We start from the raw sequence: 15,498 nt of genomic DNA on the forward strand, positions 1-15,498 counted from the left end.
TTCTTCAGGAAACGTTGCAGAGAATAATAATGTTTGCTTCTGTTTTGGTGCTAACGCAAGTAATTCATTAAGCTCATCAGTAAATCCAAGGCTTAGCATTCTATCTGCTTCATCAAGCACTAAGGTTTTTACTTTATCAAGCTTAATGGCGTTACTTGAGATCAAATCTAATAATCGACCAGGTGTTGCCACTAAAATGTCTGCACCACCACGTAGAGTCAACATTTGTTTATTGACGGATACACCACCAAATACTGAGACCGTTTTAATCGCACCATTGAAATGCGCAGAATATGATTTAATGCTATCAGCAACTTGCTGTGCCAATTCACGAGTAGGAACCAACACTAAGCCCGTAACATAGTTACCTTTATTGCTCTGTGGTTTACCTGATTGCTGTTCAAAAATTTGCTGCAACATAGGTAATGCAAAAGTGGCTGTTTTACCAGAACCAGTATTCGCCCCAGCAATTAGATCACGGCCAGCTAATACACTTGGGATAGCTTGTGCTTGAATAGGCGTTGGTTGTTGATATTCCAACTCTGTTAATCGTGCTAACAACGGTGAAATAAGACCAAGTTCTGAAAAATTGGCTGGTGCTGTAGTAGTGGTCATGAATATAAATGGCTCAAAGCTAAAATAATAGCCGACTATTTTATCCTATTTTTGCTTTTTAAAGTGAATTAAATCAGCCCTACGGCACTCTCTATTGATAATAAATAGTGTGCTGAATACAACAACGCCCCATTTAAAACGGGGCGTTTCGATAATAAGGCAACAAATCAGACCTAAAGTAACTGTCTAAGCTTATGCTCAACTAAAGGATCATTTGGCACTAATTGCTGAGCCATTTCCAACAATTTGATCGCATCTTTTGGATGTTCATCTTGGTGTCTCAGTGCTATATCAATAAGTGGCTGCACATCAATTTGCGCTTGATGCTCTTGCACATGCGCTTCTTTCTCATCAATCAAGATATTATGTGCTTTGCTCAACAGGCCTAAACGGTGCTCAGAGCTCGCATTCACTTTACTAAGACGTGTGTAATAGTCTTCTTTAAAACGCAATGTTCTCGTTTGTTGACGGAACTGTGCAATATCAATCTGTTGATTACGAATGAAATCTACTGCTACTTGCTTATAAAAGCCAAATTTATTCAAGTACGTTGCATGAGTTCCATGTCCCATACCAAAAACTCGTAAATGGGTTAGTTCTGGATAACGTTTAGCATGCAAACGATCGATACGATTGGTTGGGTCATAAATGATATACCCTTTCGCTTTACCTAAATCGAGATCGTGATAATCCCCTTCCCAATCAAATTGCTGTGCGATTTCGGTACTAGAACGATCATCCCAAGGAGCGACTTGTCGGTTTTTAGTACTAACAGGATGAAACAGTAACACTTGGTCAAGTTGCAGTAAATTTGCAAAAGCACCAACAGCAAAACCACCACGACTCAGACCATACCCTAAGCGATAAGTAAAAGGTTCAAGCAACGTAGCTAATTGTTCTAAAAAGAAAATTAAATTTCGGCTACGGAACCAATTACTTTTTCCTAAATGTTGAAAAGAGATAACATTCACTTGCTGTTTTTGTGCTAAATGGTAACCCCAAGGAGCAAAATCTTCATGGAGATCTTGCTCTTGTACGTTAGTACCCGCAGGAGAAAAAGTGAATAATAGCGGCTTGTTTACATCAACAAAGTTATATTTAACATACACATTGTCTAGTAGGTCTCCACCAGACATTGGCAGTTGTGCTTGTTGCTCTGAACGTGAGTTGGTTAACCACTCATCTAACCAATATAGTAATTTCATTTAATCTTCCATCAAAAACAGGCGCGAGATTGTATCAAAGATAGCCGTTAAACGAAAATATTAGTTTGAGTACTAATAATTACAGTTGGAATGATTTCGGTACAAAAAATGCCAAATCATAGTTACAACATGGCATTCATGATTAAGCCTCATTTAAAATAATTAATCTTAATCGTGCTTTTTATCTGCTGGCACTGTAATAACATTTTTACTTAAGCTCTTGCCGTCCTTCGTTTTTTTGATCCCAACAGCTTGCTCTAATGACTTAATGATACCAGTTGCAATTTTACTCATAAATTACCCCCTATAGTAAAATCCAATAATTTCAATTAAGCCACTCGCCACACTTTATCTTGCTCTTCAAGATGAAGCTCTGTCATTGTCGACTCTATCTCGGCATCCGACAGCATAGTAAGCAATAAACCCACCTGACTATCTTCATCGTTCGACTCAATATAAAGCGCACGCAGCGTAACATCTGCGGTACGAGGGATCGCTGTTTGGCCTTTCTCCCAACGAGCTACTGTTTGTGAATCTACACCAAGTAAATTACCCAAAACTTTTTGAGACATATTTAGTTCTACACGGATAAATTTAAACTCGTCGCTACTGATGGGACGGATTTGAGCAATAATGTTTTTACTAATCAACTGATGAAGTTCATGCAGATTATCAATTCCTACAAATTCTTCTTCATCAATAATTTCAATATTAAAACCGTTTGTCAGATAAACATACGACAAACCACTTTCTGTATAATGATACATATAGCCGCCTACTTAACTATGACTGTGACAACAAAAGCCGAAGGATCTAAATCGTGTCTTTTTAGCGAAATAACCACTTCAATAATTTCACCAGCAGCCACTCCTTGGAGGTTACACTTCCAATCGCCACTCGGGGTTTGATGTGGTGCTTCTGTTATTCTGCTGTGTTTATTTCCCAATACTTGAAATATTTGCCTTCGACTAACTCCCCTTTGTTCCATACGTAACCGAGTATGCTTACCAACTAGGACTCTTGAAGTATGATTATTAGCTAAATCATTAATCAATCGCTTTGCTGATATAGAACTTAAAGGAAACTCATCAATTGGCGTAGGTCTTTTATCGGACATCCTTTCCTTCCTATCACTTTGATAGCTATCATTATGATAGGTAATAATGAAAGATCAAGTAATCTATTACTTCATATTTTCTATTTTTTATCTTATTCACGCTAAATTAAGAACTTACAGATAAAAGAAAACTGAATCTTCAGAGCTAAGAGTTAGATATATTTCCCAGTCCAGTCCTTAACTATATTAAACCTTTCAACCCTCCTCCCACCCATCAAAATTTGACCAATATCTCTTATTTAGTCTTTCATCAATTATATTTCTGCGCGTGATCACACTTAGTTACATTCTTAGATGCAAAGTGCTATTTATTGCTCTAAATTCACCATCGAAACGTTTACGCAAACGTTTCGATGAGCATTAAACAAGCAATATGTGTTCATAATTAATTAACTAAAGGTATTCTCATGAAGAAAAATACACTACTAAACGCAGAATTATCGTATGTAATCGCCACTCTTGGCCATACTGATGAAGTCACCATTTGCGATGCTGGTCTGCCGATTTTTGAAGAATCACAACGCATCGATTTAGCCGTAGTTCAGGGAATACCAACCTTTATTGATACCGTAAAAGCGACACTGTCTGAAATGCAAATTGAAGGCGCTATCGTTGCTGAAGAATTCAAAACCGTTAGCCCACAACTACACGATGAGCTGATGGCTCTTATTGCTGCTGAAGAAGCACTATGTGGAAAATCAATTACCGTTTCTTATGTGCCTCACGAAGCATTCAAAGTACACACACAACAAAGTAAAGCGGTCGTTCGTACTGGTGAGTGCACTCCTTACGCTAACGTGATTTTCCAATCTGGCGTTGTATTTTAAATAGGACACGTTATGACTCAAGCTATCTTAGAATTAAACGGCATTGAGAAAGCCTTCCCCGGTGTAAAAGCACTGGATGGCGCTTGTCTTAATGTCTATCCCGGCAAAGTTATGGCCTTAATGGGCGAAAATGGCGCGGGTAAATCAACATTAATGAAGTCATTAACTGGCATCTACGCAATGGATGCAGGTGAAATCCGCTACGAAGGCAAAGCAGTTAACTTTAATGGCCCTAAGCACTCTCAAGAATCTGGTATCAGCATTATTCACCAAGAGCTGAACCTTATTCCTGAACTGACCATTGCTGAAAACATCTTCTTAGGCCGTGAGAAAACCAATGCGTTTGGTGGTATCAAATGGGCTGAAATGTATAAAGATGCTGATGCCCTACTTAAACGTTTGAATGTAAAACACCACTCTCGCCAACTATTAGGTGAACTGAGTTTAGGTGAACAACAAATGGTTGAGATTGCCAAAGCACTGTCGTTCAAATCTAAAGTTATCATCATGGATGAGCCAACAGATGCACTAACAGACACTGAAACTGAATCTCTATTTAAAGTGATTAATGAGCTTCGCGATGAAGGCTGCGGCATTGTTTATATCTCGCACCGTCTAAAAGAGATCTTCGAGATCTGTGATGACATTACTATCCTTCGAGATGGAAAATTCATTGGCGAACGTGTGGTTGCAGAGATTAATGAAGATATCCTTATTGAAATGATGGTTGGCCGTCGTTTAGATGAGCAATACCCTCGCATTGATGTTCAACACAATGAAAAATCATTAGAGCTGTTCGATGTTTCAGGCCCGGGTGTTAATAATGTAAGTTTCTCATTAGATCGCGGCGAGATCCTTGGTATCTCTGGCTTAATGGGTGCAGGTCGTACTGAGTTAATGAAAATTATCTACGGTGCAGCACCAATGACATGCGGAGCTATCAAACTTAATAACAAAATGATTAACCCCATTTCTCCACGTGATGGACTGGCAAATGGCATCGCTTATATCTCTGAAGACCGTAAAGGCGATGGCTTAGTATTAGGTCTGTCTGTCAAAGAGAATATGTCGTTATGTTCTTTGGACCAATTATCGAAAGGCGTTCAGCTTGACCATTATGCTGAAGTTACCGCAGTGGAAGATTTCATTCGCTTATTTAATATCAAAACCCCTTCTCGTGACCAAATCATTGGTAACTTGTCTGGTGGTAACCAACAAAAAGTGGCGATTGCTAAAGGTCTTATGACTCGCCCTAAAGTTCTTATCTTAGATGAGCCAACACGTGGTGTTGATGTTGGCGCAAAGAAAGAGATCTACCAACTAATTAACCAATTTAAAGCGGAAGGCATGAGTATTATTTTAGTCTCATCAGAAATGCCTGAAGTATTAGGAATGAGTGACCGCATTTTAGTGATGCATGAAGGCCGCATCAGTGGCGAATTCATGGCAAAAGATGCCGATCAAGAAAAATTATTGGCTTGTGCAGTAGGTAAAACTGTTCAGCAAAACGTAGAGGTAACAGCATGAGCACTAAATCTATGACTTCATCTGAATCACAAAAAAAGAAAGGCGGCATTTTCTCTAAAGAATGGCTGATTGAGCAAAAATCATTAATCGCACTATTGCTTTTGATTGTCGTGGTTTCTTTTTTGAATGATAACTTTTTCACCGTCGATAATATTTTAAACATCTTACGTCAAACCTCGGTTAACGCGATCATCGCGGTAGGTATGACGTTGGTAATTTTAACCGCCGGAATCGACTTGAGTGTTGGCTCTGTATTAGCGCTTTGTGGTGCTTTTGCTGCAACCATGATTGGCCTTGAAATTCACCCTATCATTGCTGTTCCTACCGCTTTACTTGCGGGTGCTGCTCTAGGTGCAATTAGTGGCATTATTATCGCTAAAGGTAAGGTTCAAGCCTTCATTGCAACACTGGTAACGATGACGTTGCTGCGTGGTGTGACCATGGTTTACACAGAAGGCCGCCCTATCTCTACTGGCTTTACTGATGTTGCTGATAGCTTTTCATGGTTCGGTACGGGTTACGCACTTGGTATCCCAGTGCCAATCTGGTTAATGGTTATCGTGTTCGCATCAGTATGGTACTTATTAAATCACACACGTTTTGGTCGCTATGTGTACGCACTAGGTGGCAATGAATCAGCAACGCGTTTATCGGGCATCAATGTTGATCGCGTTAAGATCGGTGTTTACGCTATCTGTGGTCTACTTGCTGCTTTGGCTGGCTTAATCGTAACGTCTCGTCTTTCTTCTGCTCAACCAACCGCTGGTATGGGTTATGAGTTAGATGCTATCGCTGCGGTTGTTCTTGGTGGTACAAGCCTTGCTGGTGGTAAAGGTCGTATTATGGGTACGCTTGTTGGTGCTCTGATTATCGGCTTCTTGAACAACGCACTTAACTTATTAGATGTATCGTCTTACTACCAAATGATCGCAAAAGCCGTGGTTATCTTACTGGCCGTATTAGTCGATAATAAAAACAAATAAATCCAAAAGAACCACCCTGTAACTCGTTAGCTGTACTAAAAATTAGCTCTATCAATATTATTATTTTTATAAAAAGGCACAACCAAACGTACCCTGTTTGAATTGTGCCGCCCTACACCCTTATAAGGAATATAGAATGAAAAAGTTAGCAACCTTAATCTCTGCGGCACTACTTTCTGCCTCTTTCTCATCGACGGCTTCGGCTCAAGATACAATGGCAATGGTCGTCTCTACCTTGAACAACCCATTCTTTGTAACAATGAAAGAAGGCGCTGAAGCAAAAGCAAAAGAACTAGGCTACAAACTGATTGTTCTGGATTCTCAAAATGATCCAAGTAAAGAGCTTTCAAACGTTGAAGATCTAACGGTTCGTGGTGTTAAAGCCATTTTGATTAACCCAACCGATTCAGATGCGGTATCAAATGCAATTCGCATGGCTAACCGTTCTGGAATTCCTGTCCTAACGCTTGATCGTGGTGCAAGCCGTGGTGATGTAGTGAGCCATATTGCGTCTGATAACGTGGCTGGTGGTGAAATGGCGGGTAAATACATCATGGAAAAAGTGGGCCAAAAAGCGCGCGTTATCCAACTGGAAGGTATTGCAGGTACGTCTGCTGCGCGTGAACGTGGCGAAGGTTTCATGAAAACAGTAAACAGCGGTGATTTAGTGCTACTTGGTAGCCAACCGGCTGATTTCGACCGCACTAAAGGTCTAAACGTAATGGAAAACATGCTTGCTGCAAACCCTGATGTGCAAGCGGTATTTGCTCAAAATGATGAAATGGCATTGGGTGCACTTCGCGCTGTGCAAGCGTCAGGTAAAGACGTATTAATCGTCGGCTTTGATGGCACTGAAGATGGCATTGCAGCCGTTAACCGTGGCATCTTGGGCGCAACTATCGCTCAACAACCCGATTTAATCGGTGCACTGGGTGTTGAAACGGCAGATAAAGTACTTAAAGGCGAAACGGTTGCTAAATATATCCCTGTTGAGCTAAAAGTTATCACTAAATAAAACCGTAACAACATAATACAACTGGAGCATTGATGCGCTCACAACGTAGTATCAGTGCTCCACTCTCTCTTCAATCTCATAGAAAATGTATCGCTAAATGACAGAGTCTTCTCACCCATTTATCCATACGTTTTAAGGCCAATTTTCCGGCAATTTTAAAATAAGAAACAAAGGCACATTATGAATAAATTAGTTGTTTTAGGTAGCGTAAATGCAGATCACGTTCTACAAGTGGCTTCTTTCCCTCGTCCGGGCGAGACGTTACACGGTCACAGCTATTCCGTTATTCCTGGTGGTAAAGGCGCAAACCAAGCGGTTGCTGCCGCTCGATTAGGCGCAGATGTTGCTTTTATTGCCAGTGTTGGTGATGACAGTTTTGGTCAACAAATGATTGAAGCATTCAAGTTTGATGGCATTAATACCGAAGCGGTAATGATCGAAGAGAACACCCCAACAGGTATCGCTATGATCCAAGTCGCAGCAACGGGCGAAAACAGCATTTGTATTTCAGCAGAAGCAAACGCACGTTTAACCGCAGAACGCATTGCACCTCATCATGGGTTAATTGAAGCGGCTGATACCTTATTAATGCAACTTGAAACCCCTATTGAAACCATCGAAAAAGCAGCACAAATTGCAAAAGCGGCCGGAACAAAAGTCGTATTAAACCCAGCCCCTGCTCAGCAATTAAGTGATGACTTATTACAACTTGTTGATATGATTACGCCAAATGAAACTGAAGCTGAATTATTGACAGGAATTGAAGTGACCGATATGGCAAGCGCTCAACAAGCTGCCGACGCACTTCATGCGAAAGGCATTGAAACGGTGATGATCACTCTGGGTAGCAAAGGCGTGTGGATTAGCCAAGATGGCAAAGGCCGTCAAGTTGAAGGCTTTAGAGTTCAAGCAACCGACACAACAGGCGCAGGTGATACCTTTAACGGTGCGTTCTTAACAGGCTTACAATCTGGTCGTAAATTAGATGATGCGATTAAATTTGCTCATGCTGCGGCAGCAATATCAGTAACTCGAATGGGTGCTCAAACCTCTATCCCTTCTATTACAGAAGTCGAGCGTTTTCTACTAGAGCACTAATACCGACTTTCGTGTCTTTATGAGCTAAACACCTTAGTGCTTTATTCATAAAGACATAAACAAAGGATTGGATTTTATGGCAACAATCAAAGATGTAGCCAAGCATGCAGGGGTTTCTACCTCTACTGTTAGCCATGTATTGAACAAAACCCGCTTTGTCAGTGAAGATATTTCAGAGCGTGTTGCATTTGCAGTTACAGAGTTAAACTATGCGCCTTCAGCATTAGCTCGTAGCTTAAAAGTCAACCATACAAAAACCTTTGGCATGTTAGTTACCACCTCTACCAACCCTTTCTTTGGCGAAGTTGTAAAAGGGGTAGAACGTCGTTGTTATGAAATGGGTTATAACCTTATTTTATGTAATACCGAAGGCGATGCACAACGTGTTCATTCAAGTTTAGATACACTATTACAAAAGCGCGTTGATGGTTTGCTTCTAATGTGTACCGAAATAGAGCATCAAGTGCTTGAGTTGTTTTCTCGTTATCAAGCCGTTCCTACGGTGGTGATGGATTGGGGTCTGATTGATTTTCCAAGCGATAAAATTCAAGACAATTCTCATCATGGCGGTTATTTAGCAACAAAACACTTAATTGAACAAGGCCACACTGAGATTGGTTGCTTAACAGGCCCTCTTAATAAGCTACAAGCGCAGCAACGTTTAAGTGGATTTGTGCAAGCAATGGAAGAGTCTGGATTAACCATCAACAAACAATGGATAGCTTCAGGTGATTTTGAGTGTGAAGGTGGCGAAAGCGCATTTAATGAACTTCATGCAAGAGGACAATTACCAACAGCCCTATTTGTCTGTAATGACATGATGGCTATGGGCGTGATCAATTGTGCGAGCAAAAAAGGAATTTCAGTACCTAATGATATTTCTATTGTGGGTTACGATGACATTAAAATGGCCAAATACATCACCCCATCGCTAACCACCATCCATCAACCAAAGCATCGTTTGGGTCAACAAGCCGTGGATTCACTGTTAGAAAAAATTGCAACAAAGTCTAATACTAATCGTGTCATTCAACTAGAACCTACCCTTATGGTTCGTGATAGTGTTAAAACAATCACAGCCTAGCCATTACCATTAATGATTAGAAATGGAGTAATCCTATTATAAGTGCTCTATTTCTTTTAATACCCTTCACGAATCGCAAGATATCGTGCAAATTTGGGGATCCCACTATCAGTATACCCATTGTATCTATACGTCACTTGTTGGCCTAATTTAGGTGGTTCTTCTTTTAATGCCTGCGTTAATCCACTGCCAACTTTAAACTCTTTACCATTTGGCATCTGTAGTATTAGTGCACCAACCATTCCTCGATATTTTCCCTTTCCGGCAGTATACCCTACGACGATTGCTTCATTGTCTTGATGTTTCTTCAGTTTAATTAAATCGTCATTTCGACCGGGACGATAAATCTCATCTATCTTTCTTAACATCAGCCCTTCACCTTTACGAGCCGAGATATCTTCTAATGCCTCAAATAGCCCCTCTTCAGAACTAATGGGATGCTGATCAACCAACTTTAAATGAGGGACATCAATCGTTTTCACCATTGTAGATAATTCATAGTAGCGCTTTGGAAACATCCCAGCCGAACGTGGTAAATCAAACATCATGAAACTAATATCACGCCACGCCTCTTCATCCGGTTTAGAATCCAACACGGTTCTCGCTACTTTCTGAAATCCACCACGTCCTGCCCATAATTCACCATCAATAGGATGATCTGGTAGTGGTTCAGTAAACCAATCTGGTGCATAAAGTGCATTCCCATGACGAGTAACCAACTCTGAACCCGTCCAATACGCTCTTATGCCATCCAACTTTTCACTTAACCAATAAGCATCAATATCAACTGAATTTTCATAGCTCATGGCTAAAACTATTTCAATGGTTGCTGTATTTGGTTCATCCAATGACATCGTAGGTTGAGAGATCAACCCTAAAGCAATCATTGTCGATAATTGTATTTTATTCATTATTAGCTATTCCATCAGTGCACTAAGACCTGTCCATTTATCACTCATCATTGCATATTATTCATACAGATCGAGCGACTCAGTACTTACAACCTCCTTATTTGGACCCATATCTATATTCAATGTAAGCTACTAATAAACAAAGCACCATTGTTTGGAGTTACTTAGTAATACCTGTTTGCATATACACTATTACTAACTTTGTTATTAAATTGACCCTGCCAAATTTATGGAAAGCAGTGAAATGAACAAACTCAATTAAAGACCTCTCTTGCAGTGGCCATTGATCTTGCACTTTCAGGAAGTGCCTACGCTGATATTAGTATTTCTTTATCCGTTAAGCTATTTAGCTATTAACCAGAAAGATAAGGATTTTCTAATTTTTTCTCATTATCAATCCCACTTTGCATTATCACTGCATCGTTATTACAAAAAGGAGTCATGGTTACAGAAATATCCGCCAAGATATCGTCAGAAGGGACGCCTCGACAATGTTCTTTAACCATGCTGATAACATGAAGTCTTAATACGATAATACTGATCACGCCAAAAACGATATTACCTAGCGCTTGGCCATACAATACGCCAACCCCTCCATACCATTGCGCACCAAAATACACAAACGGAAGCGTACCAATTGTGGCTTTACTTAAGTTCAACGCCGTTGAATACAAAGGTTTACCTAGGTTATTGAACGAAGTGTTAGCAACAAACATCGCGCCATTAAAAATAAAGGTAATAGCGATAACACTACAGAATGTCGCCATAATAAGAGCGGCATCATCAACCAAACTAAACCAACTGATAATTTGATCTTGTAATACAAACAAGATCAATGACACAGACACACAGTAAATAGCCGTAAAGAACAACGCATTTCGTAGTGTCTCTCGTACCCTATCTATTCTATTTGCTCCGTAATTTTGACCGATAATTGGCCCAACGGCCCCTGACATAGCAAAGATTACCGCAAACGTAACAGGAATAAGACGACCGACAACAGCAAAACCTGCAACAAAATCCTCCCCAAAAGGCGCTAATGTTGAAGTAACAATCGCATTGCCAATTGGCGTAGCTGTATTTGTAATAATGGCAGGAATAGCGATGGTAAAAATAGCAGGCGAATGATGTTTAATGTCAGCCCACTTAGGCAGAGAGATCAGCTTATGAGTCACAATTAAAGGATAAAGAGAGAAAACTAATACGGTCGCTCTTGAGATGACAGAAGCAATCGCGGCCCCTTCGACATTCATATTAAAACCAAAAATAAATATGGGATCTAAAATGGCATTAACAATACCGCCATATAAAGTGGCTAACATTGAGCGTTTTGCATCTCCAACGGCTCTTAACCCTGCGCCTGCCGCCATCGCAATCGCTATTAATGGCGTACTTGGAAGGAGAATAGAAAGGTAAGCTTGCGCTCGTTCAGCAACAAATCCTTTCGCCCCTATCATAGCAAGTAAGTCCGGAATGAACCAAAACATCACAATGGTAATCGCACTATTAACAACAAAAGCAATAACAAGTGTACTAGAGGCCAGTTGCTTCGCCTTCTCGTTTTCTTTCGAACCGAGCGCTTTAGACACCAACGCTCCCATTGCAATCGAAGATCCGATAGAAACAGAAGTAGAAAAGAAGATAATTGTTCCAGCGAAACCAATGGCAGCCGCCAACTCCACTTGCCCTAATAGACTAATAAAAAACATATCTAATAAGTCAACAACAAACAACGCCATTAACCCTATTGAAGCAGTTCCAGACATCACTAATATATGGCGCATTGTTGAACCTTGGACGAATTTAGCCGTTTGAGTGGTCACTCTTTATCTCCCTAAATCTTAACTACAGAATGTCATATCTTTTATTATTCATAAATAACTCAAATGTAAATAATTCTCAATACAAATTATTGGTATAAAAAAACCACATTATCTGTGGTTTCTTTATCATTCAATTGATTCGTCTACATACCAAGATCTTCACTTATACTGTCGATCTCTGTAATATCCATCTGTAACAGTTGCAATTCATCATTGTATTCCGCTATTTGTTTTTTTGCGGTTTCTTGACGTTTACATACATCAGATTTAACGTCCCAACTCTTCCCTTCAAGATAAACAGCACACTCTTTTTTCAGCTGTTTTTCATTGGCACTGGTTACTTCAATTTTCACTTCTAACGCACTGGCTTCTTCTTTTATTTGCAACTGACGTTGGAATAATTGTTTTGAGCGAGAAAGCATAGTCAATTGCAGTTCTACCTGATTACTTAGCTGAGTGATTTGCTTATTTTGCTCTTCTACTTGCATTTCAAGTGAGGTTTTCTGAGAGGTTAATGCGCTAACACTTTTACTTAATGACGAGCGTTTTTCCATTTCAGCAGCTATCGCTTGAGTCTTCTCTTCTTCATTCGCTTTCTTCTGTGCTTCTAACGCTTGCTCTTTTTCTTGTGTGATCAAGATATCAAGCTTTGCACTTTTTTGACCTGCTTGCTTCAATTCACTTTGATACTGCTTGGTTTTCGCTTCTAACTGAGTGTAAGCCGCAGACCATTTATTCTCAGACACACTTGAACCAATCAAACCACCTGTAATCACACCGATAATTAACGTTATTCCAGCAATCCAGTGACTCGTTTTTGATTTTTCTTCAATGATGATGACATCTTCATCATGCTCTTCTGTCGTTTTGGTTTGATTTTCTACACTCACGCATTAACCTCAAGCATTTATATATAGATAGTAAAAATAGTGTAGATGGATTATCTACACTCATTGTTAGTCACAAGACAATTTATCGGATAAGTTCTGAAATCATGACATAAGCCACATAAATAACCACACCTGCAACAGAGGTATAAACCACCGATTTTTGAATCTTTTCATTTGCTCTGTATTTGAATAATAATGCAGAAAGAGCAAACAGCAAAATAATGACAGCAACTCGTAACATAGTACACCTCGCTTTTCTTATACTTTAGCACACTTTTAGTATCTAAATACTTGAGTTGTCGTTGTAATTTTGAACAAAGAAACCAATTTCGATCAATTTTTATCTAATTTGTAAATAAAATGCATGACAACAAAATGTGACTTGTCTAACATACATGACTTGGCTATTTTATAGCTTACAATTTGTTGATCCGATGAAGACTGCAGGAGAGCGGCAACGCCATTAACTGGCAACGCCCACCGAAGAAGTAAATCTTTCAGGTGCCTAATTCAAAACCATGAATAAGGTGAGGACTGTAGTTGGAGGAATCTCTGGAGAGAGCCGTTAAATCGGCCGCCGAAGGAGCAAGCCCTTATCTGAAAAATGGTAAAGGTGAAACTCTCAGGCAAAAGGACAGAGGAGAAAGTGATCCGATTAATCTCGGCTCTATACTATTGCCTATTTTTTGGTTTTTGGTACACCACTCTCTCTTCTCCTTACTATATGCTTTATTAAGGGGAAACCATGAACACTTTTCACAACACGCTTGTTACTATCGATAACTTCATTTGGGGTCCTCCTCTATTGATTTTATTAGTTGGTACAGGTATCTACTTTACGTTCCGACTCCGTATTTTTCAATTACGCCATTTACCTACCGCACTTAAAATGGTCTTCTCAAAAGAAGAAAATGAAAGTAAAGGTAAAGGTGACGTTTCTAGCTTCGCCGCCCTATGTACTGCTCTTTCTGCCACCATTGGTACAGGTAACATTGTTGGTGTTGCAACCGCCATTAAAATGGGTGGCCCAGGTGCTTTATTTTGGATGTGGCTTGCCGCCGTATTTGGTATGGCAACAAAATATGCAGAATGTTTACTCGCTGTAAAATACCGAAAAACAGACAGTAACGGCCAGATGATTGGCGGCCCAATGTATTACATTGAATACGGCATGGGCAATAAATGGCTTGCGAAGCTATTTGCATTATTTGCGCTAGGCGTTGCTTGTTTTGGTATTGGTACTTTCCCACAAATCAATGCAATCGTTGATTCAGCCCACTTAACTATGAATGCACCCGCTTGGCTAACCGGTGGGATTTTAACTATTCTAGTGGCAATTGTAACCCTAGGCGGTATTCAATCTATTGCAAAGGTGGCAGAAAAAGTCGTTCCAACAATGGCGGTTATCTACGTTGTATCATGCGCTTCTGTATTACTCTTTCAAGCTGAAGCCCTACCGGGCGCAATCCAATTAGTTATTACCTCCGCCTTTACTGGTAGTGCTGCTACTGGTGGTTTTGTTGGTGCATCAATCATGCTAGCAATTCAATCCGGTGTTGCTCGTGGGGTATTCTCAAACGAATCAGGCTTAGGCAGTGCCCCTATTGCTGCTGCTGCTGCAAAAACAGATTCTTGTGTAAAACAAGGGTTAGTATCGATGACCGGAACCTTCTTTGATACCGTGATAATTTGCACCATGACAGGTCTTACATTAATAGTAACTAATGTTTGGCAAGGTGATTCTGCTGGTGCACTAATGACAACTCAAGCCTTCGCTATCGGTTTAGATTCTGAGAGATTTGGTCCTTATCTTGTTTCTATTGGCTTAATGTTCTTTGCTTTTACCACTATTTTAGGCTGGAACTACTATGGTGAGCGTTGTGTAACTTATCTATTTGGAACCAAAGGCGTTTTGCCTTACAAAATAATCTTTATTTCCTTGGTCGCTTCAGGTGCTTATATGAAGCTTGATACCATTTGGATCATTGCTGATATTGTTAATGGTTTGATGGCGATCCCAAATTTAATAGGCTTAATCGCATTACGTCATATCATCATTGAAGAAACGCACCTTTTCTTTAATAAACAAGATGATAAAAAAGAAAACAACTTAATAACAAAGCATAAATAAGCGCCATTTTTAAGACAACAGATATTGCCGATACACTTTGAAACATTTATTTAATATTCCGCATACGTAATTGTTATATAAATTTGCTATAGTCACCTTGTACTTGTTGTTAGTGAGGTGATATATGGAAATATTAACTCTACTATTTGGCTCTGTCCTATTGGTAATGATAACTGGATTTTTATTCTCCTTTTTCAAAGCCATAATTTCTGAGTTCAAACAGCTGGATTAAGTATCTAAGCAGTACATCATGACAAAAAGCAGCTTTCACG

The 15,498-nt window shown here is 39.8% G+C and carries 16 protein-coding genes and 1 riboswitch; of the genes, 7 read left to right on the forward strand and 9 right to left on the reverse strand.

Features of this window, described 5'->3' with window-relative positions; translation table 11 throughout:
• From Q1K78_RS13185 to Q1K78_RS13205, 5 genes are all read right to left on the reverse strand, one after another.
• On the reverse strand, positions 1–615 hold a 615-nt coding region (locus tag Q1K78_RS13185; RefSeq protein WP_300179561.1), incomplete at its 3' end, for a DEAD/DEAH box helicase.
• 173 nt (positions 616–788) lie between these two features.
• Positions 789–1,820 carry a cytosolic protein gene (locus Q1K78_RS13190; protein WP_300179564.1) on the reverse strand — a complete coding sequence of 344 codons (1,032 nt, stop codon included), beginning with the start codon at positions 1,818–1,820 and terminating at the stop codon, positions 789–791.
• A gap of 168 nt (positions 1,821–1,988) precedes the next feature.
• Positions 1,989–2,114: a hypothetical protein gene (locus tag Q1K78_RS13195; protein ID WP_300179567.1), complete on the reverse strand. Its 126-nt coding sequence runs from the start codon at positions 2,112–2,114 to the stop codon at positions 1,989–1,991.
• 35 nt (positions 2,115–2,149) lie between these two features.
• Positions 2,150–2,587 carry a helix-turn-helix domain-containing protein gene (locus Q1K78_RS13200; protein WP_300179570.1) on the reverse strand — a complete coding sequence of 146 codons (438 nt, stop codon included), beginning with the start codon at positions 2,585–2,587 and terminating at the stop codon, positions 2,150–2,152.
• 8 nt (positions 2,588–2,595) lie between these two features.
• The gene (locus tag Q1K78_RS13205) at positions 2,596–2,937 is read right to left on the reverse strand and encodes a DUF4258 domain-containing protein (RefSeq protein WP_300179574.1); all 342 of its coding nucleotides are present in this window, start codon (positions 2,935–2,937) and stop codon (positions 2,596–2,598) included.
• A gap of 407 nt (positions 2,938–3,344) precedes the next feature.
• Here Q1K78_RS13205 and rbsD point away from each other — a divergent pair, with 407 nt between their 5' ends.
• From rbsD to Q1K78_RS13235, 6 genes are all read left to right on the forward strand, one after another.
• Positions 3,345–3,764 (forward strand): D-ribose pyranase, encoded by a 420-nt coding sequence (rbsD, locus tag Q1K78_RS13210; RefSeq protein WP_300179577.1) that lies wholly within the window; start codon positions 3,345–3,347, stop codon positions 3,762–3,764.
• 12 nt (positions 3,765–3,776) lie between these two features.
• A complete protein-coding gene (gene rbsA / locus Q1K78_RS13215; RefSeq protein ID WP_300179580.1) occupies positions 3,777–5,291 on the forward strand; it encodes a ribose ABC transporter ATP-binding protein RbsA in 1,515 nt (504 codons plus the stop codon).
• Positions 5,288–6,274 (forward strand): ribose ABC transporter permease, encoded by a 987-nt coding sequence (gene rbsC, locus Q1K78_RS13220; RefSeq protein ID WP_300179583.1) that lies wholly within the window; start codon positions 5,288–5,290, stop codon positions 6,272–6,274. Before rbsA ends, rbsC begins: the two co-directional genes overlap by 4 nt.
• 136 nt (positions 6,275–6,410) lie before the next feature.
• Positions 6,411–7,289, forward strand: coding sequence for a ribose ABC transporter substrate-binding protein RbsB (rbsB, locus tag Q1K78_RS13225; protein WP_012550065.1), 879 nt, complete (start codon positions 6,411–6,413; stop codon positions 7,287–7,289).
• Between the two features lie 180 nt (positions 7,290–7,469).
• Positions 7,470–8,387, forward strand: coding sequence for a ribokinase (gene rbsK / locus Q1K78_RS13230; RefSeq protein WP_300179591.1), 918 nt, complete (start codon positions 7,470–7,472; stop codon positions 8,385–8,387).
• Between the two features lie 76 nt (positions 8,388–8,463).
• A complete protein-coding gene (locus tag Q1K78_RS13235; protein ID WP_300179594.1) occupies positions 8,464–9,471 on the forward strand; it encodes a substrate-binding domain-containing protein in 1,008 nt (335 codons plus the stop codon).
• 56 nt (positions 9,472–9,527) lie between these two features.
• On the opposite strand, the gene Q1K78_RS13240 is transcribed toward Q1K78_RS13235, so the two are convergent.
• The 4 genes from Q1K78_RS13240 to Q1K78_RS13255 form a co-directional block, all read right to left on the reverse strand.
• Entirely contained in the window at positions 9,528–10,382 is an 855-nt protein-coding gene (locus Q1K78_RS13240) for a DNA ligase (RefSeq protein WP_300179597.1), read from the reverse strand.
• Between the two features lie 353 nt (positions 10,383–10,735).
• The gene (locus tag Q1K78_RS13245; RefSeq protein WP_300179600.1) at positions 10,736–12,205 is read right to left on the reverse strand and encodes an MATE family efflux transporter; all 1,470 of its coding nucleotides are present in this window, start codon (positions 12,203–12,205) and stop codon (positions 10,736–10,738) included.
• 143 nt (positions 12,206–12,348) lie between these two features.
• Positions 12,349–13,095: a hypothetical protein gene (locus Q1K78_RS13250; RefSeq protein ID WP_300179603.1), complete on the reverse strand. Its 747-nt coding sequence runs from the start codon at positions 13,093–13,095 to the stop codon at positions 12,349–12,351.
• 82 nt (positions 13,096–13,177) lie between these two features.
• Entirely contained in the window at positions 13,178–13,336 is a 159-nt protein-coding gene (locus Q1K78_RS13255) for a hypothetical protein (RefSeq protein WP_300179607.1), read from the reverse strand.
• Positions 13,337–13,637: 301 nt separating this feature from the next.
• Positions 13,638–13,743: riboswitch (glycine riboswitch) on the forward strand.
• A gap of 97 nt (positions 13,744–13,840) precedes the next feature.
• Between Q1K78_RS13255 and Q1K78_RS13260 the strand changes: the two genes are divergently transcribed.
• Positions 13,841–15,226 carry a sodium:alanine symporter family protein gene (locus tag Q1K78_RS13260; RefSeq protein ID WP_300179610.1) on the forward strand — a complete coding sequence of 462 codons (1,386 nt, stop codon included), beginning with the start codon at positions 13,841–13,843 and terminating at the stop codon, positions 15,224–15,226.
• Positions 15,227–15,498 lie beyond the last annotated feature (272 nt).

The organism is uncultured Aliivibrio sp. (assembly GCF_946479765.1).
Taxonomy (GTDB): domain Bacteria; phylum Pseudomonadota; class Gammaproteobacteria; order Enterobacterales; family Vibrionaceae; genus Aliivibrio.

Excerpts from the sequence above, each read along its gene's own strand:
- Q1K78_RS13200 (WP_300179570.1), bottom strand. The coding sequence starts at position 2,587 with ATGTATCATTATACAGAAAGTGGTTTGTCGTATGTTTATCTGACAAAC.
- rbsD (WP_300179577.1), top strand. The coding sequence starts at position 3,345 with ATGAAGAAAAATACACTACTAAACGCAGAATTATCGTATGTAATCGCC.
- rbsA (WP_300179580.1), top strand. The coding sequence starts at position 3,777 with ATGACTCAAGCTATCTTAGAATTAAACGGCATTGAGAAAGCCTTCCCC.
- rbsK (WP_300179591.1), top strand. The coding sequence starts at position 7,470 with ATGAATAAATTAGTTGTTTTAGGTAGCGTAAATGCAGATCACGTTCTA.
- rbsC (WP_300179583.1), top strand. The coding sequence starts at position 5,288 with ATGAGCACTAAATCTATGACTTCATCTGAATCACAAAAAAAGAAAGGC.
- Q1K78_RS13235 (WP_300179594.1), top strand. The coding sequence starts at position 8,464 with ATGGCAACAATCAAAGATGTAGCCAAGCATGCAGGGGTTTCTACCTCT.
- Q1K78_RS13240 (WP_300179597.1), bottom strand. The coding sequence starts at position 10,382 with ATGAATAAAATACAATTATCGACAATGATTGCTTTAGGGTTGATCTCT.
- Q1K78_RS13255 (WP_300179607.1), bottom strand. The coding sequence starts at position 13,336 with ATGTTACGAGTTGCTGTCATTATTTTGCTGTTTGCTCTTTCTGCATTA.
- Q1K78_RS13190 (WP_300179564.1), bottom strand. The coding sequence starts at position 1,820 with ATGAAATTACTATATTGGTTAGATGAGTGGTTAACCAACTCACGTTCA.
- Q1K78_RS13260 (WP_300179610.1), top strand. The coding sequence starts at position 13,841 with ATGAACACTTTTCACAACACGCTTGTTACTATCGATAACTTCATTTGG.
- Q1K78_RS13205 (WP_300179574.1), bottom strand. The coding sequence starts at position 2,937 with ATGTCCGATAAAAGACCTACGCCAATTGATGAGTTTCCTTTAAGTTCT.
- rbsB (WP_012550065.1), top strand. The coding sequence starts at position 6,411 with ATGAAAAAGTTAGCAACCTTAATCTCTGCGGCACTACTTTCTGCCTCT.
- Q1K78_RS13195 (WP_300179567.1), bottom strand. The coding sequence starts at position 2,114 with ATGAGTAAAATTGCAACTGGTATCATTAAGTCATTAGAGCAAGCTGTT.